Raw genomic sequence first — 22,130 nt, 5'->3', positions numbered from 1 at the left:
GAGGGCCCGGAGAAGTCCGACACCGTCGCGGAGTCCGAGGCCGACCACTGCCGGATCAGCGTCACCACCGTGCTCAAGGCCGGACAGCGGCTGCGCGCCGCCGCCCCGGCCCTCCCGGCCGGTCAGCAGGTACAGCTCGAACCCGTGCTCCGGCAGGCCCTCGGCGAGCCGGTCGCACCAGCTTCCGGCGCCACGCTGGGGATGCGGACGGGCACCCTCGGTGAGCAGGGCAACGCGCACGGGAGACCTCCAGGGCAGGGCGGATTCGCTGGGCGGGATCGCGGACGGATCGGCGGGTTTCCGGGCGGCCCGAGCGGTCGCCCGGGGCGCCCCCGGACGGCGGCGGGGACGGTCGGCGGCGGGGGTCCGGTCGGCCCGGGGCGGCGCCGCGGTTGCCTCGGTGCGGCCCGCCGGCGGGCCGGTTGCGGACGCGCCGCGCTCCGTTCCCCCGGGCGCCCCGCCCGCACCGGCGGGTCGGGCCCGACCCGCCGGGCCCCCGCGGCCGCCCTCCGGTTGTTCCGGCGGCCGCGGCTCCCCCACACCTGTTCGGTCCGACAGCAGAAAGGTAGGACCGGCCCGGGCCGATCCATCGGTCACATGCCTGCCTGCCACCTGATCGAGTGAACCGCCGTGACCTCGGCCCCGGCCGGGCCGTTACCGGGCGGTATGCGCAGCCGCCCGCGCGACCCCGGCCGGCGGAATGCGCTCGACCCGCGGCCCGGGGCTCGGCCCGCGGCCCGGGGCTCGGCCCGCGGCCCGGGGCTCAGCCCGCCGAGTGCGCGATCAGCTCCCGCACCGCCCGGGCGACCTCGTCGGGGTGCTCCATCATCGCCACGTGCCCGGACGCCGGCAGCACCAGCAGCCGGGCGTCCGCGAAGGCCGCGCAGGCGCGGCGGGCCGAGCGGTAGGAGACCAGCTTGTCGCGCAGCCCGTACACCAGCAGCACCGGCGCCTCGACCTGCTCGGCCTGCCGCCACAGCGCCTGGTCGCCGCGCTCGGTGTACGCCGAGACGATGCCGCGGGCCGAGCCGACCAGCGCCTGCATCGCGTGCGGCACCTCCAGCCGGCGCCGGTACTCGGCCACCGCCTGGGCCCGGGTCTCCGGGCTCAGGCTGCCCGGGTCGCCGTAGACCAGCCGCAGCAGGTCCTCGGTGGCCGCCTCGGCGTCGCGCCCGCCCGCGGACAGCCGGCGCAGCACCGCGGGCACGCCGGGCACCGCGAGCAGGCCGGTCGGCCAGGCCGAGCGCTGCGGGGGCAGCTCGGGCAGGGCCGGGGAGACCAGGGTGAGGCTGCGCACCAGGTCCGGGCGCAGGGCCGCGAGCCGGACGGCGACGGCACCGCCCAGCGAGTTGCCGAACAGGTGGACCGGGCCGCGGTCGGCCGCCTCCAGGTAGCCGATCACCGCGCGGACGTGGCCGGAGACGGTGAGGTTGCCGTCGGTGGGCGGGTGGGAGCGGCCGAAGCCGGGCAGGTCCACGGCCTCGCCGTCGACGTGCCCGGAGAGCCGGCCCATCAGGGCCTCCCAGTTGGCGGCCGAGCCGCCGAGGCCGTGCACGAAGAGTCCGGGCTCGCGCCCGTCGGCAGCGCCGTCGTCGGCGGGGCGGTGCACCGCGAGCACCGCGCCGGGGACCTCGACCGTACGTACCTGCTGCTCAGCGCTGCTCATGGTGGACGATGGTAGTGAGCCGCGGCCGAGCGGCCCCGGGGTGGTCCGGCCGTCGGACGCCTCCGTCGCACCACTGCCGAGGCCGAGGTCAGCGCCGTATTGTGGGCTCCTGACAACCAGGCCGACCGTCTTTTCTCGCCTCCGCCGAACGCGGGCGCGGTTACCGAAAAGTAGAATCGGCCATCTTGCCAGCCCCGAACAGACCCGAAGTGAGGAGCGCCGTGACGGCCATCCAGGAGGCGCAGGAGCGCCCGCGCGGTGCCCGCCTGCCGCGAAGCGCCCGCCGTGAACAACTGCTCGGTGCCGCCCAGGAGGTGTTCGTCGCGCAGGGCTACCACGCGGCCGCCATGGACGACATCGCCGACCGCGCCGGGGTGAGCAAGCCGGTGCTCTACCAGCACTTCCCCGGGAAGCTGGAGCTCTACCTGGCGCTGCTGGACAAGCACTGCGACGCCCTGGTCGAGTCGACCCGCGAGGCGCTGTCGACGACCAGCGACAACAAGCAGCGGGTGGCCAACACCATGGAGGCGTACTTCAACTACGTCTCCAGCGACTCCGGCGCCTTCCGGCTGGTCTTCGAGTCGGACCTGACCAACGAGCCGGCCGTGCGCGAGCGGGTCGAGCGGGCCTCCGAGGCGAGCGCGACGCTGGTCAGCAAGGTGATCCAGGAGGACACCGACCTGCCCGAGGCGGAGTCCAAGCTGCTCGCCGCCGGCGTCTGCGGCCTGGCCCAGATCACCGCCCGGTACTGGCTCTCGCAGGGCCGGGAGATCCCCCGCGACGAGGCGGTGCGGCTGGTCGCCAGCCTGTCCTGGCGCGGCCTGAAGGGCTTCCCGATGCACCCGGGCGAGCAGTCCGGCGAGGGCGCCGCCCACCAGGGCTGATCCACCGGCCTTCGCCTGGCCGGGGATCCGGTGCTCTATGGTGAAGCCGTACGGCACGGTCGCCGCGAACGCTTGTCCCAGGCGGTCCGGTGCCCGTGCGTGGAGGCTGCAACCCCGGAGGGACGGAAGCCGTGGAGGTCAAGATCGGCGTGCAGAACGCGCCGCGCGAGATCGTGATCGAGAGCTCGCAGACTGCCGATGAGGTCCAGAGCGCGGTCGCGAAGGCGCTGGAGGGCTCGGAGAAGATCTTCGCACTGTCCGACGAGCACGGCCGCCGCATCATCGTCCCGGCCGAGCGCCTGGCGTACGTGGAGATCGGCGAGCCGGCCGCCCGCAAGGTCGGCTTCGGCACCGCCTGAGGCGCCGCCGCACAGGACCGTCCGGTGCCCCGTTCCCGTCAGGGAGCGGGGCACCGTCGCGTGTACGGCCAGGCGGGACGGGGTACGGCGAGGGTGCGGCGCCGGTGCCGCGGGCCCGTCCCCCGGGAGGCAGTCTTGTTGGTCGAGTCGATCGCCTTCGCCCTCGTCGGCCTGGTCGCGGGCGGCACCGCCCTGCTGGCCCGGCCCGCGTACTTCCGGGCCGCCCGGGGCCTGACCATGGGCACCGCGCTGGCGGCGGCGCTGGTCGGCGGGGTGGTCGCGCACTTCAGCGTGGACGGGCGCCAGCCGGCCGTGTCCGTCGCGGCCGCGGCGGTGGCCTCGGGCGTGCTCACCTCGCTGCTGGCCCGGCCGGACCTCGCCGCCGGGCGCGCTCCGGCGCACCGGCACCACCCGCACCGGCCCGGCACCCACCGCGCGGCGCGGCGGCACCGGGCGGCCTGAGGCGCTGCCGGCGGCCCGGGCCCGTCAGGAGGCCAGGCCGAGCGCGGCCATCCGCCGGGTGTGCGCCTCGGTGATCCGGTTGAACATCTTGCCGACCTCGACCAGGTCGAAGCCCTGCACCTGGACGCCGCCGACCAGCAGGTTGGACAGCGCGTCGCGCTCGGCGACCACCCGCTGGGCCTGGCTGAGCGCCTCGCCCATCAGCCGCCGACCCCACAGGGCGAGCCGGCCGCCGGCCCGCGGGTCGGCCTCGATGGCCTGGCGGACCTTGTCGACGGCGAACTGGGCGTGGCCGGTGTCGGACATCACGCTCAGCACCAGGTCGCGGGTGTCGTCGTCCAGCCGGACGGCCACCTCGCGGTAGAAGTCGGTCGCGATGGCGTCGCCGACGTAGGCCTTGACCAGGCCCTCCAGCCAGTCCGAGGGCGCCGTCATCCGGTGGAACAGCTCCAGCGGCTCGACGAAGGGGCGCATCGCCTCCTGCGGGTCGGCGCCGATCTCGGCGAGCCGGTCGTGCAGCCGCTGGTAGTGCTGGAACTCGGCGGAGGCCATCCGGGCCAGCGCCGCCTTGTCGGCGAGGTCGGGCGCCAGCTTGGCGTCCTCGGCGAGCCGCTCGAAGGCACTCAGCTCGCCGTACGCGAGCGCGCCGAGCAGGTCCAGCACCGCCGCCCGGTACCCGGGGTCGGCCGAGCACGCGGCCCAGTCCCCGATCGAGCCGGCCGCCGCGTCCTGCGTCTCACCATGGGTCTCCATGACCTGCCACCTTAGTCCCGCCCGGCCCGCTCCCCCACCACCGGCCGCGCCCGGGTGACCGGCCGGACCGGCCGGTTCGGCGGCAGTTGCCGGGGGCAATGTCAGACGCGTCACGTGTTCGAGTCGTCGCCTGACTGTATGGTGGTACGGAGCCCGTCGTGTTCGCATGGTGTCACCGCCGTCTCGGTACCCCGCGCGAACCCTCCGTAGCGGCACCGTCCAGCCGGACGTGTCCGCACCGGTGGCACGGGTACTCACGTACGCGGATGCCCGGTCGGAGAGCCGATCGGCTCCGACCATGGCTTGGACTTCAAGCCTTGGCACCGCATCAGTGGCCGAGCGAGGGCCGCCGAGACCACGCCCCGAGGCGGAGGTCCCGCGCAGGTCCCTCACGGGAACCCTCCCCGACGCCGCCGGCGACGCGCCCCGCACCAGGGCAGCGCGCACCGGCCGGCCGCAGGGACCGGCGCGGTTGAGCGTTCGCGCAGCTGTATCAGGGCCGCCCAGGCCCGTAGGCAGCCGCGCGGCTGCCCGCCCGCCGCTCGCTCTCGGCCCCTCCACACGGAAGAGGCAGCACCCTGTCCACCACCGCTGAACCCATCAAGACGACCTTCCGGGAACTGGGGATCCTCCCGGAGACCGCCGAGGCACTCGAGTCCGTCGGCATCGTCCACCCCTTCCCCATCCAGGAGATGACCCTCCCGGTCGCGCTGACCGGCCACGACGTCATCGGCCAGGCCAAGACCGGCACCGGCAAGACCCTCGGCTTCGGCCTCCCGCTGATCGAGCGGGCCGTCGTGCGCGCCGACGTGGACGCCGGCCGGGCCACCGAGGACCAGCTCTCGGACTTCCCGCAGGCGCTGATCGTCGTCCCGACCCGCGAGCTGTGCACCCAGGTCACCAACGACCTCCAGACCGCCGGCAAGGTGCGGAACGTGCGCGTCCTCGCCGTCTACGGCGGCCGGGCGTACGAACCGCAGGTGGAGGCGCTCACCAAGGGCGTCGACATCGTGGTCGGCACCCCGGGCCGACTGCTCGACCTGGCCGGGCAGAAGAAGCTGAACCTGTCCAAGGTCCGCGCGCTGGTCCTGGACGAGGCCGACGAGATGCTCGACCTGGGCTTCCTGCCCGACGTCGAGAAGATCATCACCATGCTGCCCGCCAAGCGGCAGACCCTGCTGTTCTCGGCCACCATGCCGGGCCAGGTCATCAGCCTCGCCCGCCGGTACATGAGCCAGCCGACCCACATCCGGGCCGCCGCCCCGGACGACACCGGCGCGACCGTCGCCAACATCGAGCAGCACATCTTCCGTGCGCACTCGCTGGACAAGGTCGAGATGGTCTCGCGCATCCTGCAGGCCGAGGGCCGCGGGCTGGCGATGATCTTCTGCCGCACCAAGCGCACCGCCGCCGACGTCTCCGACCAGCTGACCCAGCGCGGCTTCGCGGCCGGCGCGGTCCACGGCGACCTCGGCCAGGGCGCCCGCGAGCAGGCCCTGCGGGCCTTCCGCAACGGCAAGGTCGACGTGCTGGTCTGCACCGACGTCGCGGCCCGCGGCATCGACGTCGAGGGCGTCACCCACGTCATCAACTACCAGTGCCCCGAGGACGAGAAGACCTACCTGCACCGGATCGGCCGCACCGGCCGGGCCGGCGCCTCGGGCACCGCCGTCACCCTGGTCGACTGGGACGACATCCCGCGCTGGCAGCTGATCAACAAGGCGCTGGACCTGCCGTTCAACGACCCGGAGGAGACCTACTCCACCTCCGCGCACCTGTACGAGCTGCTGAAGATCGCGCCGGGCACCAAGGGCATCCTGCCGCGCTCGGAGCGGACCCGCGCCGGGCTGGGCGCGGAGGAGGTCGAGGACCTCGGCGAGACCGGTGGACGCGGCTCCCGCTCGGGCCGCGGCGGTCGCGGTGAGCGCGGTGAGCGCGGCGGCCGCGGTGGCCAGGGCGGCTCCGGCCGTCCGGGCGCCGGTGCCGCCACGGCCGAGACCGAGGAGCAGAAGCCGCGCCGCACCCGTGAGCGCCGCCGCACCCGCCGGGGCTCGGTGGTCGGCGCCGAGGGCGAGGCCGCTGCCGTCGTGACCGAGGCCGCCGTGCCGGCTCCGGCCGTCGAGGGCGCCGATGGCGAGGCCGCGCCGCGCCGTCGCCGCCGTCGCTCGCGCGGTGGTGCCGCTGCGGCCGAGGCCGCGGTGGCGGTCGAGGCGACCCCGGCCGCCGAGGCCGTCGTGGCCGAGGCCGCGGCGGTCGTCGAGGCCGCTGTCGAGGCGGTCGCCGAGGCTCCGGCCCCGGCTCCGGCGAAGAAGGCCACCCGCACCCGGACCCGCAAGCCGAAGGCGGAGGCCGTCGAGGCGGTCGAGGCCGCGGCTCCGGTCGCCGAGACCGAGGCGGCTGCTGAGGCTCCGGCCAAGAAGGCCACCCGCGCCCGCAAGCCCAAGGCCGAGGCCGTCGAGGCGGTTGCCGTCGAGGCCGTCGCCGCCGAGGCGGTCGCCGAGGCCCCGGCCCCGGTGAAGAAGGCCACCCGGGCCCGCAAGCCCAAGGCCGAGGCCGTCGAGGCCGCTGCTGCCGCCGCCGAGACCGCCGAGGCTCCGGCCCCGGTGAAGAAGGCGACCCGGGCCCGCAAGCCCAAGGCCGTCGCCGAGACCGCCCCGGAGGCCCCGGCCACCGAGGCCGCCGCCGAGGTCCCGGCCCCCCGCAAGCGCACCCGCACCCGCAAGGTCGCCGCGCCCGTGGAGGCCACCCCGGAGAGCTGACACCCCCGTGTCTCCCCCGAGGGGGCGAGCCAGGCCACCCGGCCCGGCCCGCCCCCTCGGGCGTTCCCGGACGCCGCCGACACCCACGGCAAACGCCCCTCCCGGCGTTCGCCCGGAGGGCGGGCGGCGCGGCGTCGGGGTGCGTGCGGCGCGAGGCGAAGGTGGGGGCGCCTCCAGGCCGGGGAGCGGCGCCCCGCAGACGCGGGTGTGACGTAAGGCCCTAGGCTCGGGGTGTCGGGGAACCGCCGGCAGGACCAGCAGGGAGAGCAGCCCATGAGCACGCCGCCGTTCGTCACGCTGCCCGGGTGCGCGCGGGCCGAGCGGGTGGTGACCGGGCGCGGGGAGTTCGCGGCGCTGCGGGCGGAGCCGGCCGGGCCGGTGCGGGGCGCGGCGCTGCTGGTGCCGGGGTTCACCGGCAGCAAGGAGGACTTCATCGGGCTGCTGGAGCCGCTGGCGGCCGCCGGGTACCGGGTGACGGCCGTGGACCAGCGCGGGCAGTACCAGACCGGCGGCCCGGACGACCCGGCGGCGTACGGCGTCGGGGCGCTCGGCGCGGACGTCCGGGCGCTCACCGAGGCGCTGGCGGCCGACGGCACGCCGCTGCACCTGCTGGGGCACTCCTTCGGCGGCCAGGTGGTGCGCGAGGCGGTGCTCGCCGCAGCCGCCGAGGGCCCGCTGCCCTGGCGGTCGCTGACCCTGGTGTCCACCGGCCCGGGCGCGATCGACCCCGCCGAGGCGGCCCGCACCCGGCTGCTGCTGGACGCCCTGCGGAGCCTGGACCTGGAGCAGATCTGGCAGGTCATGCGGCAGCTGGAGGCGGAGAGCGGGCAGCCGCGGCCGCGGCCGGAGCCGGCCGTCGCGGAGTTCCTGCACCGGCGCTGGCTGGCCAACGTGCCGCTGGCGCTGACCGTCACCGGCGGCCACCTGGTGGCCGCGCCGGACCGGGTGGCGGAGCTGGCCGCCGCCACCGCCGGGCTGCCGCTGCTGGTGCTGTCCGGGGAGCGGGACTACGCCTGGCCGGTCCCGGAGCAGACCGCGATGGCCGAGCGCCTGGGCGCCCGCCGGGTGGTGGTCGCGGACGCCGGCCACTCCCCCAACGCCGAGCGGCCGGCCGCCACCGCCGAGGCGCTGGCCGCGTTCTGGGCCTGACCGACGCCGGAACGGCCGCGCCGGTTCCGCCGGCGCCCGAAGAGTGGTCTGTACCACTTCTACAACGTCGATCGGCGTCAACAGAGGACAAAAGTCGTTAGTTACGGTAATCTTTGATTCTGTCCGGGAATCATCGCCGGCCTCCACGCCGGCGCCGATCGCCCGAAACCTGGACTTCACGGGCGGGCAACGGCCCGGTAGCACCGCCACCTCACCGTGGTACCCGAGGCACCGGACGCAGTGGGCGCGCAGCAACAGCCCTTGCGATCCCCTGCCGCAGCAGACCGCCGTACGCGCGACCACGACCCGCCCGGTCCGGCCCCGCCGCCGGATCCGCACGACCCCGAAAGGGCTGATACCGACTCAGCCGCGACCGCCCCGCCCCGCGGGGTCAGGAAAGGAGACGCCCATGACGAAGACCATGCGCTTCGAGATCGTCCGACTTGACGACGCCAACGGCTCCGCCACCGACCGCCAGATCGCCGACGCCGCCACCGTGCGCGAGGTCGTCCAGGCCGCCGCCCGCACCGGCGAGCGCGTCCTCATCCGTCCGTGCCCGACCGTCTGACCCGGCGCGGCGGCTCCGCCCCGGAGTCCTCACCCGCCGCCGACGAGCCGGGAGCGTCCGATCCGGACGTTCCGATACCCGACTGACGCCCCGTCACCGCATTCGCCGATGACGGGGCGTCAGTGCGTCCGGGGCCGGCGCCCGGACGTTTGCCGCCGCCCGGGACGGGACATCCCCCAACGGGAGCCGTCCGCACCGCGCCTCACCCGGCGCCGGTCGGGCGACCGCCACCGACAGGTTCCGCCGAGCCCTCCGTACGGGTGATCGTCCTTGACGCGGCGGTCCGGAGGGAGGAGCGTTGACGGCTATGAGGGGCGAGCCAAGCTGCCCGAGGTGCGCCGGTCGGGTCCGCGCCCCCGGTCTGTTCTCAGACACCTGGCAGTGCGACCGGCACGGAGCCGTGCACCCGATGCAGCCGGTGCTGCCGCCGAGTGTGGAGGCCCTCGGCGTCGCCGTCGCCCGCTCCCAGGTCCCGGTCTGGCTGCCCTGGCCGCTCCCGGTCGGCTGGCTCTACACCGGCATCGCCCACGTCGGCGACGACGTCTCGGGCGCCCGGGCCACCGCCGTCGCCTGCTCCGGCCCGGCCCCGCTCGGCGGCTTCGGCGAACTGGTGCTGGTCGCCGAGGAGCTGGGGGTCGGCCTCGGCGCCCGCTACGCGGGCCTGCCCGGGCCGGACCCGGGCGACTCCGTCGGCCTCTACAAGCCCGCCGACGCCAAGCTGATGGCGGCCGGGCGGCCCACCCCGATGTTCCACGTCCCGGACGCCCCGGCGGACCGCGCGGTGTTCGTCGGCGAGGCCCGCGGCCTCTGGCTCTGGGCGGTCGCCTGGCCCGAGCAGTCCGCGCTGGTGATGTACGACGAGCTGGTGCTCACCGACCTGCGCGAGGCCGGCGCCGAACTGGACCTGCTGCCCTGCGGGGCGCTCTCCCCCCGGCTGCTCGGCTGACCCCTGGCCTATCCTGGGCGGCACCCACGAGCCCCCAGGAGCCGATCCGTGCGCATCGACCTGCACGCCCACAGCAACGCCTCCGACGGCACCGACACCCCGGCCGAGCTGGTCGCGGCAGCCGTCGCCGCGGACCTCGACGTGGTGGCGCTGACCGACCACGACACCGTGGCCGGCCACGCCGAGGCCGCCGCGGCGCTGCGCGCACTGCCCGCGGGCAGCCGGCTGACGGTCGTCCCGGGCGCCGAACTGTCCTGCGCCGTGGACGACATCAGCATGCACCTGCTGGCGTACCTGTTCGACCCCGCGGAGCCGGAGTTCGCGCGCGAGCGGGACCTGGTCCGCACCGACCGGTTCCGGCGCGGTCGGGCCGTCGTCGAGCGCTGCCGGGAGCTCGGCGCGGAGATCAGCTGGGAGCAGGTGCAGCGGATCGCCGGGGCCGGCTCGGTCGGGCGGCCGCACATCGCCAGCGCGCTGGTCGAGGCGGGCGTGGTGGCCACCGTCTCGGACGCCTTCACCGCCGACTGGCTGGCCAACGGCGGGCGGGCGGACGTCCGCAAGCACGAGACCGACCCGGTCGCGGCGGTCCGGCTGGTCCGGGCGGCCGGCGGGGTGCCGGTCTTCGCCCACCCGGGCGCGGTCAAGCGCGGCCGGACGGTCTCCGACCAGGTGATCGCCGACCTCGCGGCGGCCGGGCTGGCCGCGCTGGAGGTCGACCACACCGACCACGACGAGGAGACCAGGGCGCGGCTGCGCGGCCTGGCGGGCGAACTCGGCCTGCTGGTCACCGGCTCCAGCGACTACCACGGCACCCGCAAGACCGTTCGGCTCGGCGAGCACACCACCGACCCGGAGGTGTACGAGGCGCTGCTGGCGCAGGCCACCGGCGCGCAGCCGATCGGGCGCTGAACCGGCGCCGGGCCGGGCGGCGCGCCGGTCAGTCCAGCCGGACGCCGCGCCGGTCCGGGTCGCGCAGGTCGGTGCCCTGGTCGAGCCAGCGCTCGTGGAGCGCGGCCGCGCCGTGCACCCGCTTCCAGCCCGCCTCGTTGGGCGTCATCGGCAGCAGCGGCAGGAAGCGGACCGGGTCGGCCGGCTCGGCCAGCTCCAGGTCCTCGACCAGGCCGCCCGGTTCGGCCGCCAGCACCGAGGTGAAGGGCGCACCGTCCCAGAGCGGGGAGCCGAGGTCCAGCGAGCCGCCCGGGGCCACCACCAGGCCCTCGACCTGCGGGGTGGCGGCGAAGGTGGCCAGGGTGCGCAGCACGCTGTCGCGCCCGCCCCGGACGGTGAGCACCAGTTCGACGCGCGGGCCGCGCACCTGGTCGGCGACCGGCGAGGTCGGGTCGGCCATCGGCGCGGCGGACATGCCGAGCGTGGCGTACCGCACCAGGCCCTCGGCGTCCGGGCCGAAGCGCAGCACCTCGATCCGGTCGGCACCGAGGAAGGTGACCGCAGCGCGGCCGCCCGGTTCGCCGAAGGTGGAGATCAGCCGGGCCTCGACGGCGGCCAGCACCGCCTCCCGGGAGAGCTCCGGGGAGCTGCCGCCGTGGGGGTCGCCGAAGAGCGGGAAGTCGTGCGCCATGCCGGTGAGCGTAACCCCCGGGGGTTCGCGGGCCGCGTGCGGGCGGGTCGGCGGGCGGTCCCGGCCGGGCCGGCAGTCGGGCGCGGACGGGCCGGAGGCGGTCGCGGGCCGGGCGGAGGCGGGGCGGGAGGCACCAGGATCCCGTAAAGGCTTCGGAAACCTCCGGGCAACCCGTCGGCTTCGACACCCGGTCAGATGTTAGGGTGAGCGACTGGCCACCGGGATCGTTTCGTCCCGGGGCGGCGGCGCGAAGGAGGTGGTTGCGGTGGATACCGGCCGACCATGCAGTACCGGCAGCTCTGCCCGGCCCCGCCTTCCCCGTACCCCGCGCCCCGCAGGCCCCATCGGCTGATCCAGCCGCGGTAGCCCCGGGCACGGGCCCCATGGCGGGCCGACCCGGCCGGGAGAGCACTTTCATTCCCCGTTCCACCGGTGTTCTCCGCCGTCGTACCGCGGCCGAACGTTCGTCCTTCCGTGCCGCCGCGCGACGGTTCCTGCCTCTGGGAGCCTGCCATGTCGATGATCAACAGCCTGCGCGCCGCCGTCCGCACCAACCGCCGCCGCGGCGCGGCCGGCGTCTACGACGTCCTGCCCGAGGACGCCGCCTCGGCGGTCGTGGACTGCGCGGTCTACCAGCACGGCAAGCGCCGGGGCGAGACGTGCAGCCCGCGCGAGGCCGCCCGCCGGGTCAAGGCCGCGCACCAACTCCCCGAGGGCGAGGGATCGTTCAGCTGGATCGGGCTGCACGAGCCGACCGAGGCCGAGTTCGAGGGGATCGCCCAGCGCTTCGGCCTGCACCCGCTCGCGGTCGAGGACGCGGTGCACGCGCACCAGCGGCCCAAGGTCGAGCGCTACGACGACGTGCTGTTCGCCGTCTTCAAGACCATCCGCTACGTCGAGCACGACCAGCTGACGCCCACCAGCGAGGTGGTGGAGACCGGCGAGCTGATGGTCTTCGCGGGCCGGGACTTCGTGATCACCGTCCGGCACGGCGGCCACGGCTCGCTGCAGGAGCTGCGCCACCGGCTGGAGGCCGACGCGGACGAGGCCGGGCTGCTCGCCAAGGGCCCGGCGGCGGTGCTGCACGCGATCGCCGACCACGTCGTGGACAACTACCTGCTGGTCGCCGAGCGGCTCCAGAACGACGTGGAGGAGATCGAGTACGGCGTCTTCTCGGCCAAGGGCGGGCGCAGCGCCGACGTCGGCCGGGTCTACCAACTCAAGCGCGAGGTCCTGGAGTTCAAGCGCGCCGTGGTGCCGCTGCTGCGCCCGATGCAGCAGCTGTCCGAGCCGCTCCAGCGGCTGGTCGACCCGGACATCCAGAAGTACTTCCGGGACGTCGCCGACCACCTGGCCCGGGTCGCCGAGCAGGTGCACGGCTTCGACGAGCTGCTGAACTCGCTGCTGCAGGCGAACCTGGCGCAGGTCTCGGTGGCGCAGAACGAGGACATGCGCAAGATCACCGCCTGGGCGGCGATCTTCGCGGTGCCCACCATGATCACCGGCGTCTACGGCATGAACTTCGACTACATGCCCGAGCTGCACCACAAGTACGGCTACCCGATGGTGCTCGGCACGGTCGTGCTGATCTGCGTCGGGATGTACCGGGGCTTCCGCCGCAACGGCTGGCTCTGAGCGCCGGCCCCGCCCGCGGCTACCGGCGGCCGCCGCGGGCGACCAGGACCAGGCCGAGCAGGATCAGCACCACCGCCGGGTAGGCGGCCGCCGGGGGCCACTGGCCGAGCCAGAGGGCGGCGATCAGCGTCGCGCCCGGGGTCTCCAGCAGGATCGCGGTGGAGGTGATCGACGGCCCGAGGCTGCGCACCACGCGGTTGCTCAGCGAGTGGCCGAGCAGCTGGGCGGTGACCATCAGCAGCACGATCTGCCACCACGCCCCGGCCGGCCACCCGGCCAGCGGCGTCCCGGCGACCAGGCAGATCCCCAGCAGCACCGCCGCCGTGGTGGCGTAGCAGACCAGGGTGTACGCGGTGGTGCTGACGGTCCTGCGGACCTCGGCGCCCAGCAGCATGTACCCCGCCGCGGCCAGGCCGGCGGCGAGCGCGAGCGCGTCGCCGAGCAGCGCGCGCGGGGAGAGCGAGAGGTCCACCCCGGTCAGCACCAGCACGCCGGCGAAGGCCACGGTGGTGCCGAGCCAGACCAGCCGCGGCGCCCGGACGCCCATCAGCCGCATCAGCAGGATGGTCCACAGCGGGGTGGCGGTGACCAGGGCGGTGGCCGAGGCCACCGAGGTCATCCGCAGGCTGGGCATCCAGAGCGCGAAGTGCACGGCGAGCAGCGTCCCGGCGGCCACCGCGAGCAGCAGCGCCCGCCGGCCGATCCCGCGCAGCTCGGCGCGGTGGCGCAGCAGCGCGTACGGGCCGAGGACGCCGACCGACATGACGTTGCGCCAGAAGGCGATGGCCAGCGCGGGCGCGGCGGTGGCGCTGATCAGCGGGCCGGAGAGCGAGATGCCGCCGATCGAGACGGCGAGCAGCAGCAGGTCGAGGGTGGGGAGCGGGTGCGCCGGGGACGGGCCGGCGGTCGCGGGGGCGGCGGACGGGGCGGTCGCGGGCCGGACGGCGGGCACGGCGCTCCTTGCTGGTCGCGGGGGTGGGGCGGTCATACGGTAAGGCCCGTGGCGGCGCAATGGAACTGTCGCCCGGAGGCTGAGACGTCCCGGGAGCCCCGGTTGCCCCACCGGACGCCCCCCGGTGGCCGTACGCTGTCCGCCATGGACCGTACGCCCGCCGCCGCGACCGCCGACGACTTCCTCGACCAGGCCCTGCTGGAGGAGGCCGCGAAGAAGTCCGGCCTGCTCTGGGTGCGCGCGGACGGGCAGGAGCACGCCCGGCCGCTGTGGCACGCCTGGCACGACGGCGCGGTCGTGGTGGTCGGCGGGGGCGGCGAGCAGCCGCTGCACGGCCTGGAGCCCGGCGCCGGGGCCGTGGTCACCGTCCGCAGCAAGGACAAGGGCGGCCGGCTGACCGGCTGGAGCGCCCGGGTGGTCGAGCTGACCCCGGACGGCGAGGCCTGGCTGGGCGCCGTCGAGGAGCTCAAGGGCAAGCGGCTGAACGCGCCCGACACCGACGCCATCACCGCCCGCTGGGCCCGTGAGTGCCGGGTGCTGCGGCTGGAGCCGGCCGGCCCGCTCACCGAGCGCCCCGGGGCGATGCCGGACGGCTCGCACGCCGCGCAGCCGGTGCCCACCCCGGCCACCACCCGCCGCCCGATCCCGGCCGGGCTGCCCAAACTGCTGTTCAAGCGTCGCTAAAGCTTCACGCCCGGGACGCGTCCGACGGCTACCGTGCCTCCCGGCCGGGCCCCGGACCCGCGGGTAGCCTTGGCCGCGGGTGCGCCCCCGGCGCACCTCCGGAACGGCGTCGAACGAGGCGAGGGTTTATGGCAGGGCCAGGCACCCGGGTCTTCATCTCCCATCTGTCCGCCATCGCGGTCTTCGACCCGAACGGCGACCAGGTCGGGCGGGTCCGGGACGTGGTCGTGTCGCTGCGGCTCGGCGGCCGCCCGCCGCGCGTGCTGGGCCTGGTGGTCGAGGTGGTCGGCCGGCGCCGGATCTTCCTGCCGATGACCCGGGTGACCAGCCTGGAGTCCGGCCAGGTGCTCACCACCGGGGTGATCAACCTGCGCCGCTTCGAGCAGCGCCCGTCCGAGACCCTGGTGCTCGCCGAGCTGCTGGACCGCACCGTCACCTGGTCCAAGACCGGTGAGGCCGTCACCGTGCTGGACGTCGGCATGGTGCAGACCCGGCTGCGCGAGTGGGAGATCAGCAAGGTCTTCGTCCAGGTCGGCCGGGCCGGCCGGCTGCGCAAGGGCAAGGGCGAGCGGCTCACCCTGGACTGGCAGGACGTCACCGGCTTCTCGGTCCCCGAGCAGGACCAGGGCGCGGCCAACCTGCTCGCCACCTTCGAGCAGCTGCGCCCCGCCGACCTCGCCAGCGTGCTGCACCACCTGTCCGCCAAGCGCCGCGCCGAGGTCGCCGCCGCCCTCGACGACGAGCGGCTGGCCGACGTCCTGGAGGAGCTGCCCGAGGACGACCAGGTCGAGATCATCGGCAAGCTCCAGGAGGAGCGCGCCGCCGACGTCCTGGAGGCGATGGACCCGGACGACGCCGCCGACCTGCTCTCCGAGCTGCCGGGCGACGAGGCCGAGCGGCTGCTCCAGCTGATGGAGCCGGAGGAGGCCGCGCCGGTGCGCCGCCTGCTGACGTACGAGGAGGACACCGCCGGCGGTCTGATGACCACCGAGCCGGTCGTGCTGGAGCCGGACGCGACGGTCGCCGAGGCGCTGGCCCGGGTCCGGATCAGCGACCACAAGCCCGCGCTGGCCGCGCAGGTCTTCGTCTGCCGCCCGCCGAACGAGACCCCGACCGGCCGCTACCTGGGCACCGTGCACTTCCAGCGGCTGCTGCGCGAGCCCCCGTACGTCCTGGTCGGCTCGCTGGTGGACGACGACCTGGACCCGCTGCCGCCGGACACCCCGCTGTCGCTGATCACCAGCTACCTGGCGACCTACAACCTGGTCGCCGCGCCGGTCGTGGACGAGGCGGACCACCTGCTCGGCGCGGTGACCGTCGACGACGTGCTCGACCACCTGCTGCCGGACGACTGGCGCGACGCCGCGCTGCACACCCACGACGGGGACCACGACGACGACAGGGAAGGGGTGACCGGTGGACGGTGACCGCAGCAAACGGCCGGACGACTCCGCGCGCCGGCGCCTCCAGGGCGAACTGCGCCAGCTGCGTCAGCTGCGCGAACTGCGCACCCGCGAGGGCGCCCGCGACCGGCGCGCGGAGACCGCGCCGATCACCGGCACCGGCCGCACCCGGCTCGACCAGCCGCGCACCGCGCGGCCCGGCCTGCTCACGCTGCCCTCCTACGACCCGGAGGCCTTCGGCGTCCTGTCCGAGCGGATCGCCCGCTTCCTCGGCACCGGGCGGTTCATCGTCTGGATGACGGTGGTGGTCATCGTCTGGATAGCGTGGAACACCCTGCTGCCGGCGAGCGCGCGCTTCGACGAGTACCCCTTCATCTTCCTGACCCTGGCGCTGTCGCTGCAGGCCTCGTACGCGGCCCCGCTGATCCTGCTGGCGCAGAACCGCCAGGACAACCGGGACCGGGTCAACATGGAGCAGGACCGGGCCCGCAGCGACCGCAACATCGCCGACACCGAGTACCTGACCCGCGAGGTCGCGGCCCTGCGGCACGGGCTCGGCGAGGTCGCCACCCGGGACTTCGTCCGGTCCGAACTCCAGTCCCTGCTCAAGGAGATCGACGAGCGCCGGGAGGCCCCCGAACGGCTGTGACCGGCGGCACGCTACCGACGGGTTAAGGGGATCCGTCGGCGCCGTACCATCAAGGCATGGCCAACGAGACAGAGGTCGCGGCCGGCGTCACGGAGGAGTCCGTACGCCAGGCGCTGGCGACCGTCAACGACCCGGAGATCAACCGCCCGATCACCGAGATCGGCATGGTGAAATCGGTCGAGATCGCCGAGGGCGGCGCGGTGCGCGTCGCGGTCTACCTGACGGTCTCCGGCTGCCCGATGCGCGACACCATCGTCACCCGGGTGCGCGAGGCGGTCGGGAAGGTCCCCGGCGTGACCGGCGTCGAGGTCGAGCTCGACGTGATGAGCGACGAGCAGCGCAAGGAGCTCTCCCAGCTGCTGCGCGGCGGCGCCCCCGAGCGGGAGATCCCGTTCGCCAAGCCGGGCACCCTGACCCGGGTCTACGCCGTCGCCTCCGGCAAGGGCGGCGTCGGCAAGTCCTCGGTGACCGTCAACCTGGCGGCCGCGATGGCCGCCGACGGCCTGAAGGTCGCCGTGGTGGACGCCGACATCTACGGCCACAGCGTGCCGCGCATGCTGGGCGTGGAGGGCCGGCCGACCCAGGTCCAGGACATGATCATGCCGCCGCAGGCGAACGGCGTGAAGGTCATCTCGATCGGCATGTTCACCCCGGGCAACGCCCCGGTGGTGTGGCGCGGCCCGATGCTGCACCGCGCGCTCCAGCAGTTCCTCGCCGACGTCTGGTGGGGCGACCTGGACGTGCTGCTGCTGGACCTGCCGCCGGGCACCGGCGACATCGCGATCTCGGTGGCCCAGCTGGTCCCCAACGCGGAGATCCTGATCGTCACCACCCCGCAGATGGCCGCCGCCGAGGTGGCCGAGCGGGCCGGCACCATCGCGGTGCAGACCCACCAGAAGATCGTCGGCGTGATCGAGAACATGTCTGGCATGCCGTGCCCGCACTGCGACGAGATGATCGACGTCTTCGGCACCGGCGGCGGCCAGACCGTCGCGGACGCGCTCACCCGCACCGTCGGCGCGACCGTCCCGGTGCTCGGCTCGATCCCGATCGACGTGCGGCTGCGCGAGGGCGGCGACGACGGCCGCCCGGTCGTGCTCGCCGCGCCCGACTCCCCGGCCGGTGCCGCCCTGCGCGCGGTGGCCGGCAAGCTCGGCGGCCGCCAGCGCGGCCTGTCCGGGATGTCGCTGGGCCTGACGCCGAAGAACAAGTTCTAATCAAGCACCGGGCTGGTCAGCGGCTGGGCACCCGCCCACCCCGCTGACCAGCCCGTTTGCCGCCATCACCTGTCAATGTCGGTCGCCCCCGGCACCCCTCGCACGGCCCACCGACGGCCCCTGCACACTCAGCGCAGGGGCCGCCTTCTGCCCGCTCAATCACCACGGACACTAAAGCGTCCAACCCGGACGTGACAGCGTCCATTCTGGACGCTATGGTACGGGCAGGCGACCTTGGAGGAAGCGTGACGACCTACGCGTTCTGGAACAACAAGGGCGGCACCGGCAAGACGAGCCTGTGCTTCCAGTCCATCTGCTTCTACGCAAACCAGCATCCTGAAGAGCGCATTCTCGCAATCGATGTCTGCCCCCAGGCAAACCTCTCCGAGCTTTTCCTCGGCGGGCTTTCAAACGATGGAAGCGGGAAGCTCCTCGCTCGGCAAGGAGAATTTCCCCGAGCAACGCTCGGCGGCTACTTCCAGCAGCGACTCCCCTCGCCATACGCACCGCCGGTGATCACGCCATCCGATTTCATCACCCGTCCACGCCAGTACAATCCGGCGGTTCCAGGCAATATCGACTTGGTGTGCGGCGACCCCCTTCTCGAACTCCAGGCGAACGCAATCTCCACCCTCGCTAACAACCAAATCCCCGGAACTAACGCCTGGCTTTCGGTCGTTGACTGGATTCGAGACCTCTTGGAGCCAATTCGCGACCAGTACGACACCATCTTCGTCGACTGCAACCCGAGCTTCTCGATCTACACTCAGATCGCCTTGTCGGCCGTGGATCGCCTGATCCTGCCAGTAATGGCAGACGACTCCTCACGTCGCGCAATCCAGAACGCCTTCTCGCTGGTCTACGGCTTGAAACTGCCATCCGACATCTACGCCACCTACGCGTTTGCCACCCGACTCCGTGCCGCCGACCGAGAACTACCCAAGGTGCACGTGATCGCCAAGAACCGACTGACGCAATACATGGGCCCCGCATCGGCTTACGCCGCAGTTCTTCGGTCGATCGAAGAGGATGTCGCCAAGCTTATCGAGAGCAATCCCGACATCTTCACCTTCGACACCACTAGCGATGGCCTCGTAGATATTCGCGACTTCCAGACAACAGGCGTTGTAGCCTTTGCCCGAGGCTGCCCGCTTTACGGCCTGCCGTCCGGAAAGCTTGACGTCATGGGGCACAGGGTTACCGTGCACGATGAATATCGATCGAACTGCGTCGCGGCGATGGAAAGCCTCGCCGAGCTTCTCTGACAATGAATCGGATGGCCTTCGAATAGAGTCGAAGGCCATCCGATTTATTATGCCCTGGAATCGATTGAAAACCACCGAAACTACGGCAGCCAGGGACCCGAAGGCTCAATGATTCCGACAGGCTCCAACTAGCTTATTGACAGAACGCTACCGTCGCGTCATCCCCGGCCTTAAAGCACGGCCAACGATGTCCATCCAAATCCGTTGCTTCGACCTTGCGGACTGCCTAGATCATCCCCTCACACCCGCAGCTCTGAAAGTTCCAAACACCTCAGCCCGCGAGGCGGCATGGTATGACAGGACAGCAGCGACCTGGACTCCAAAAGTCGGCACGGTCCCGGTCAGTGCATGCTGAGCCGCGTCGCCACGCGAGGCTGCCACCCAGTAGCCGTCCTGGGTATTCCGAAGAAGCCGCTGGGCCGCGACCATACGGCGGACGCTCTCAGTGTGCTCCAGTGTGCTGGTGGCGAAGCGCTCGGTCTCGGACGTTCCCGGCGCACTACCGGCCGATGGTCGACCTGGCCGGCGGCTGCGGTCTGCGGCAGGGGGAGATCTTCGGCCTGGCCGTGGGCGACGTCGGACTTCAGCGAAGGCGTGGTGCACGTGAACCGGCAGGTCCGGCTGATCCGGAACCGCCCGGTGTTCTCCCTGCCGAAGGGCAACGAGACCCGCAAGGTGCCGTTGTCCGCCTCGGTCGCGCGGGCCCTTCGGGCGCGCCTCGCCGCACACACCCCGGTCCCTATCACGCTCCCGTGGCGCGACGTCGACGGGCTTCCGGTCACGGCGGAGCTGCTGTTCGTCGACGGGAAGGGGCGGCACCTCAACCGCAACCGCTTCAACCGAGACGTCTGGCACCCGGCCCTCACTGCGGCCGGCGCCCAGCACAGCCGGGAGAACGGGATGCACGCGCTGCGGCACTTCTATGCCTCGGTGCTGCTGGACGCCGAGGATAGCATCAAGGCGCTGAGCGAGTACCTGGGGCACCACGACCCGGGCATTCACGCTCCGGACCTACACCCACCTCATGCCGAGCAGCGAGAAGCGCACCAGGGAGGTCGTCGACTCCGCCTTCGGGGAGGGCCCCGAGACGGCCGACGACCCGGAGACGGCCCACGGGACCGACTAGGGCCTCATCGCAGCAGGTCAGAGGACAACTTGGCTGATTTGAATAAGTTCTGACGGCGTGACCGACGGAGGGCCGGGTGGGATCGACCGCCCGGCCCTCCGCCGTACCGCCGCGAGGCCTGCGCCGTTCGTCGCGAACGCCCTACGGCCGGGTGTAGGCGGCCAGGTCCGGGACGGTGGAGAAGCCGATGCCGTAGGCGCTGACGCCGCGTCCGTAGGCGCCGAGCAGGACGCCGGGGGCCTCGCCGGCCAGCACCCAGCCGTACTCGGACTCGCGGTAACGGAAGGGCTGCGGCAGGCCGTTGACCGGCAGGCTGAGGGTGGACCAGCCGGGGCCCGCCAGGTCGTCGGCGAGGTCCCAGGCGAGGCTGCTCTGCTGGTCCAGCCAGTCCTGGCGCAGCGCCCGGTCCAGCTGCCCGGGCCAGGTCCCGGCGAGCAGGCCGGAGCCGGCCAACCAGGCGGCGGAGGAGGCGGAGGTCGCCTCCAGGGTGCCGGTGTTGTCGGCGCTGCGGCGGCTGTCCCGGCGGGCCACCGTCACCACGACCGCGAACTTCCGTACGTCGCGCGGCTCGTACTGCCGGGCCGGCTCCTCGCCGTGGCCGAGCGAGCCGTAGTCGACGCTGCCCGCGGTGCGGGGCCCGGCGCCGGCCTGCAGCAGGAAGCGACGGCCGGTCCAGCCCTCGTCCAGCCCGTACCAGGGGAAGTCGGCGGACAGGTAGGGCACCAGCGGGTCCGCCGGGCCGGCCTGTCCGCCGACCACCGGGGCGCCGGCCGTGGCCGTCGCCCCTCCCGCCTGACTCGTCGCGTCCATCCCCGGGCCTCCTCAAACACACGTTTGCCTGCCGTGGCGCGCTCCCATGGTGGCGTACCGCGGCGCTCCCCGGGGCCGTTCCTGGTCCGCGACGGGGCGCGGTGTGACGGACGGCTCAGCGGGAACAATCAGCACAATAGCGGCGTACACGCCGCCGCCCCGCTCAGCCGGGTGGCCGGGCGGGGCGGTGGCGCGGCGCCGGGGCGCCGAACGCGGTACGGATCAGCGGCGGATCAGGTGGCGTCGGGGTCGAACGGGGGGCGCTCGCCGGGCGCCAGCGGGGCGCCGGTGGAGGCGGCGGCCGGCGCGGACTTCTCGAAGCTGACGCTGCCGTTGCGCCCGTTGACCGGCGCCGCGGGCTTGTCGTCCAGGACGGAGCGGATGTCCAGCGAGTCCTTCATCTCCTTGAGGCCCAGCGGGTCCTCCTGGCCGCCCATGAGCTGCTTGCGGACGAAGGTCTTGGGGTTGAGGTCCTCGAACTCGAAGTCCTTGAAGTCCGGGCCCAGCTCGCTGCGGATGTCCTCCTTCGCGTTGTCGGCGAAGGAACGGATCTTCCGGATGAAGCCCATGGTGTCCTGGATCAGCTTCGGCAGCTTGTCCGGACCGAAGATGATGATCGCCATCACGATCAGGGTCAGGATCTCCAGCCCACCTACGTCGCTGAACACCTTTGCTCCCTAGCTCGTCGGACGACGGTTCCTACAGGGTAATGGCCACCGGCGAGTCCCTGGTCCACGCCGGGATGAAGCCGTGGTAAAGACCTGCCGGTGGCCGAGGCCGTCCGAATCCGTCGGGGGCGCTTCCTAGCGGGTCTGCTGGCGCAGGGCGGCGACGCCCCCGGGGTAGCGCTCCGGGGAGCCCGACGGGGTCGTGTCGCGGGTCGCGGCGACGGGGCGGACCGGGAAGTCCACCGGGACCTGCGCGTTCATCGGGACGAGGCCGCCGCCCCGGCCGGTGCCGGGGCCGGGCGGGCTCACGGTGGTGCCGTGGCGGTCCTCGCCCTGGGCGTTGATCCCGCCGACGCCGCCGAGCGTCACCGCGGCGACGGAGAAGGCGCCCGCGGCGGCGAACACCAGCCGGCGGCCGCGCACGGAGGAGCGGACGGCGGCCGCGGACGGCTGCGGACGGGCGGGGGCGGCGGGCTCGGGGCGGGCGGAGCGCCGGCCCATCAGCGGCTGATCGAGCTGGCCGACCGGGTGGAGGTGCTCCAGGTCGAGGCGCTCTGCTGGTGCGGAGCGCGGGCCACCCACAACGCCCGGACGGT

At 73.7% G+C, this 22,130-nt stretch carries 22 protein-coding genes and 2 pseudogenes; 16 read left to right on the top strand and 8 right to left on the bottom strand.

Annotation, left to right across the window (positions count from 1 at the left end; translation table 11 throughout):
- Both ABZW03_RS15910 and ABZW03_RS15905 read right to left on the bottom strand, forming a co-directional pair.
- A partial coding sequence (locus ABZW03_RS15910; RefSeq protein WP_355257503.1) for a DUF3492 domain-containing protein occupies positions 1-240 on the bottom strand: 240 nt, incomplete at its 3' end.
- Positions 241-763: 523 nt separating this feature from the next.
- Positions 764-1,666, bottom strand: coding sequence for an alpha/beta hydrolase (locus tag ABZW03_RS15905; protein WP_355257500.1), 903 nt, complete (start codon positions 1,664-1,666; stop codon positions 764-766).
- Positions 1,667-1,887: 221 nt separating this feature from the next.
- Between ABZW03_RS15905 and ABZW03_RS15900 the strand changes: the two genes are divergently transcribed.
- From ABZW03_RS15900 to ABZW03_RS15890, 3 genes are all read left to right on the top strand, one after another.
- Positions 1,888-2,550: a TetR/AcrR family transcriptional regulator gene (locus ABZW03_RS15900; RefSeq protein WP_355257497.1), complete on the top strand. Its 663-nt coding sequence runs from the start codon at positions 1,888-1,890 to the stop codon at positions 2,548-2,550.
- Between the two features lie 131 nt (positions 2,551-2,681).
- On the top strand, positions 2,682-2,909 hold the full coding sequence (locus ABZW03_RS15895; protein WP_355257494.1) for a DUF3107 domain-containing protein: 228 nt from the start codon (positions 2,682-2,684) through the stop codon (positions 2,907-2,909).
- Positions 2,910-3,044: 135 nt separating this feature from the next.
- Positions 3,045-3,371 carry a hypothetical protein gene (locus tag ABZW03_RS15890; RefSeq protein ID WP_355257492.1) on the top strand — a complete coding sequence of 109 codons (327 nt, stop codon included), beginning with the start codon at positions 3,045-3,047 and terminating at the stop codon, positions 3,369-3,371.
- A gap of 24 nt (positions 3,372-3,395) precedes the next feature.
- Here the strand turns inward: ABZW03_RS15890 and ABZW03_RS15885 are convergent, their stop codons facing one another.
- Entirely contained in the window at positions 3,396-4,124 is a 729-nt protein-coding gene (locus tag ABZW03_RS15885) for a ferritin-like fold-containing protein (RefSeq protein WP_355257490.1), read from the bottom strand.
- A 692-nt stretch (positions 4,125-4,816) separates the two neighbouring features.
- Between ABZW03_RS15885 and ABZW03_RS15880 the strand changes: the two genes are divergently transcribed.
- The 5 genes from ABZW03_RS15880 to ABZW03_RS15860 all read left to right on the top strand — a co-directional run bounded on the left by ABZW03_RS15880 (position 4,817) and on the right by ABZW03_RS15860 (position 10,455).
- Positions 4,817-6,883, top strand: a complete 2,067-nt coding sequence (locus tag ABZW03_RS15880; protein WP_355257487.1) for a DEAD/DEAH box helicase — start codon at positions 4,817-4,819, stop codon at positions 6,881-6,883.
- A gap of 273 nt (positions 6,884-7,156) precedes the next feature.
- Positions 7,157-8,032 (top strand): alpha/beta hydrolase, encoded by an 876-nt coding sequence (locus tag ABZW03_RS15875; RefSeq protein ID WP_355257484.1) that lies wholly within the window; start codon positions 7,157-7,159, stop codon positions 8,030-8,032.
- 409 nt (positions 8,033-8,441) lie between these two features.
- Positions 8,442-8,600: a hypothetical protein gene (locus tag ABZW03_RS15870; protein ID WP_355257512.1), complete on the top strand. Its 159-nt coding sequence runs from the start codon at positions 8,442-8,444 to the stop codon at positions 8,598-8,600.
- Positions 8,601-8,907: 307 nt separating this feature from the next.
- Positions 8,908-9,546, top strand: a complete 639-nt coding sequence (locus ABZW03_RS15865; RefSeq protein WP_355257481.1) for a DUF6758 family protein — start codon at positions 8,908-8,910, stop codon at positions 9,544-9,546.
- A 48-nt stretch (positions 9,547-9,594) separates the two neighbouring features.
- A complete protein-coding gene (locus tag ABZW03_RS15860) occupies positions 9,595-10,455 on the top strand; it encodes a PHP domain-containing protein (RefSeq protein ID WP_355257478.1) in 861 nt (286 codons plus the stop codon).
- Positions 10,456-10,483: 28 nt separating this feature from the next.
- Here the strand turns inward: ABZW03_RS15860 and ABZW03_RS15855 are convergent, their stop codons facing one another.
- The gene (locus ABZW03_RS15855) at positions 10,484-11,125 is read right to left on the bottom strand and encodes a suppressor of fused domain protein (protein ID WP_355257475.1); all 642 of its coding nucleotides are present in this window, start codon (positions 11,123-11,125) and stop codon (positions 10,484-10,486) included.
- Between the two features lie 513 nt (positions 11,126-11,638).
- On the opposite strand from ABZW03_RS15855, the gene corA reads away from it, so the two are divergent.
- Positions 11,639-12,760, top strand: a complete 1,122-nt coding sequence (corA, locus tag ABZW03_RS15850; RefSeq protein WP_355257472.1) for a magnesium/cobalt transporter CorA — start codon at positions 11,639-11,641, stop codon at positions 12,758-12,760.
- Between the two features lie 19 nt (positions 12,761-12,779).
- Here corA and ABZW03_RS15845 read toward each other — a convergent pair whose 3' ends face one another.
- The gene (locus tag ABZW03_RS15845) at positions 12,780-13,625 is read right to left on the bottom strand and encodes a DMT family transporter (RefSeq protein ID WP_355257509.1); all 846 of its coding nucleotides are present in this window, start codon (positions 13,623-13,625) and stop codon (positions 12,780-12,782) included.
- Between the two features lie 231 nt (positions 13,626-13,856).
- Between ABZW03_RS15845 and ABZW03_RS15840 the strand changes: the two genes are divergently transcribed.
- The 6 genes and pseudogenes from ABZW03_RS15840 to ABZW03_RS15815 all read left to right on the top strand — a co-directional run.
- Positions 13,857-14,396 carry a hypothetical protein gene (locus tag ABZW03_RS15840; protein ID WP_355257469.1) on the top strand — a complete coding sequence of 180 codons (540 nt, stop codon included), beginning with the start codon at positions 13,857-13,859 and terminating at the stop codon, positions 14,394-14,396.
- A 128-nt stretch (positions 14,397-14,524) separates the two neighbouring features.
- Positions 14,525-15,823, top strand: coding sequence for a CBS domain-containing protein (locus ABZW03_RS15835; RefSeq protein ID WP_355257466.1), 1,299 nt, complete (start codon positions 14,525-14,527; stop codon positions 15,821-15,823).
- A gap of 124 nt (positions 15,824-15,947) precedes the next feature.
- The gene (locus ABZW03_RS15830; RefSeq protein ID WP_355257506.1) at positions 15,948-16,448 is read left to right on the top strand and encodes a DUF1003 domain-containing protein; all 501 of its coding nucleotides are present in this window, start codon (positions 15,948-15,950) and stop codon (positions 16,446-16,448) included.
- A 56-nt stretch (positions 16,449-16,504) separates the two neighbouring features.
- Positions 16,505-17,665: an Mrp/NBP35 family ATP-binding protein gene (locus ABZW03_RS15825; protein WP_355257463.1), complete on the top strand. Its 1,161-nt coding sequence runs from the start codon at positions 16,505-16,507 to the stop codon at positions 17,663-17,665.
- Positions 17,666-17,910: 245 nt separating this feature from the next.
- A complete protein-coding gene (locus ABZW03_RS15820) occupies positions 17,911-18,930 on the top strand; it encodes a ParA family protein (RefSeq protein WP_355257460.1) in 1,020 nt (339 codons plus the stop codon).
- A gap of 509 nt (positions 18,931-19,439) precedes the next feature.
- Positions 19,440-20,056, top strand: a pseudogene (locus tag ABZW03_RS15815) (site-specific integrase); the annotation flags it as partial.
- 141 nt (positions 20,057-20,197) lie between these two features.
- Here the strand turns inward: ABZW03_RS15815 and ABZW03_RS15810 are convergent.
- From ABZW03_RS15810 to ABZW03_RS15800, 3 genes are all read right to left on the bottom strand, one after another.
- A complete protein-coding gene (locus tag ABZW03_RS15810; RefSeq protein ID WP_355257457.1) occupies positions 20,198-20,866 on the bottom strand; it encodes a hypothetical protein in 669 nt (222 codons plus the stop codon).
- 233 nt (positions 20,867-21,099) lie between these two features.
- Complete coding sequence (locus tag ABZW03_RS15805; protein WP_355257454.1) at positions 21,100-21,534, bottom strand: sec-independent translocase; 435 nt, start codon at positions 21,532-21,534, stop codon at positions 21,100-21,102.
- A gap of 135 nt (positions 21,535-21,669) precedes the next feature.
- Positions 21,670-21,843 carry a hypothetical protein gene (locus ABZW03_RS15800; protein WP_355257451.1) on the bottom strand — a complete coding sequence of 58 codons (174 nt, stop codon included), beginning with the start codon at positions 21,841-21,843 and terminating at the stop codon, positions 21,670-21,672.
- Between the two features lie 192 nt (positions 21,844-22,035).
- Here ABZW03_RS15800 and ABZW03_RS15795 point away from each other — a divergent pair.
- A pseudogene (locus ABZW03_RS15795) lies at positions 22,036-22,130 on the top strand (thymidine kinase); the annotation flags it as partial.

It is taken from the genome of Kitasatospora sp. NPDC004799, assembly GCF_040609095.1.
Taxonomy (GTDB): domain Bacteria; phylum Actinomycetota; class Actinomycetes; order Streptomycetales; family Streptomycetaceae; genus Kitasatospora.
Note: the sequence above shows the minus strand (reverse complement) of the source record. Positions and strands in the feature narration are given on the sequence as shown.

Coding starts and splice junctions, on each gene's coding strand:
- ABZW03_RS15880 (WP_355257487.1), top strand. CDS start 4,817: ATGACCCTCCCGGTCGCGCTGACCGGCCACGACGTCATCGGCCAGGCC.
- ABZW03_RS15865 (WP_355257481.1), top strand. CDS start 8,908: ATGAGGGGCGAGCCAAGCTGCCCGAGGTGCGCCGGTCGGGTCCGCGCC.
- ABZW03_RS15835 (WP_355257466.1), top strand. CDS start 14,525: ATGGCAGGGCCAGGCACCCGGGTCTTCATCTCCCATCTGTCCGCCATC.
- ABZW03_RS15855 (WP_355257475.1), bottom strand. CDS start 11,125: ATGGCGCACGACTTCCCGCTCTTCGGCGACCCCCACGGCGGCAGCTCC.
- ABZW03_RS15905 (WP_355257500.1), bottom strand. CDS start 1,666: ATGAGCAGCGCTGAGCAGCAGGTACGTACGGTCGAGGTCCCCGGCGCG.
- ABZW03_RS15870 (WP_355257512.1), top strand. CDS start 8,442: ATGACGAAGACCATGCGCTTCGAGATCGTCCGACTTGACGACGCCAAC.
- corA (WP_355257472.1), top strand. CDS start 11,639: ATGTCGATGATCAACAGCCTGCGCGCCGCCGTCCGCACCAACCGCCGC.
- ABZW03_RS15840 (WP_355257469.1), top strand. CDS start 13,857: ATGGACCGTACGCCCGCCGCCGCGACCGCCGACGACTTCCTCGACCAG.
- ABZW03_RS15885 (WP_355257490.1), bottom strand. CDS start 4,124: ATGGAGACCCATGGTGAGACGCAGGACGCGGCGGCCGGCTCGATCGGG.
- ABZW03_RS15825 (WP_355257463.1), top strand. CDS start 16,505: ATGGCCAACGAGACAGAGGTCGCGGCCGGCGTCACGGAGGAGTCCGTA.
- ABZW03_RS15875 (WP_355257484.1), top strand. CDS start 7,157: ATGAGCACGCCGCCGTTCGTCACGCTGCCCGGGTGCGCGCGGGCCGAG.
- ABZW03_RS15810 (WP_355257457.1), bottom strand. CDS start 20,866: ATGGACGCGACGAGTCAGGCGGGAGGGGCGACGGCCACGGCCGGCGCC.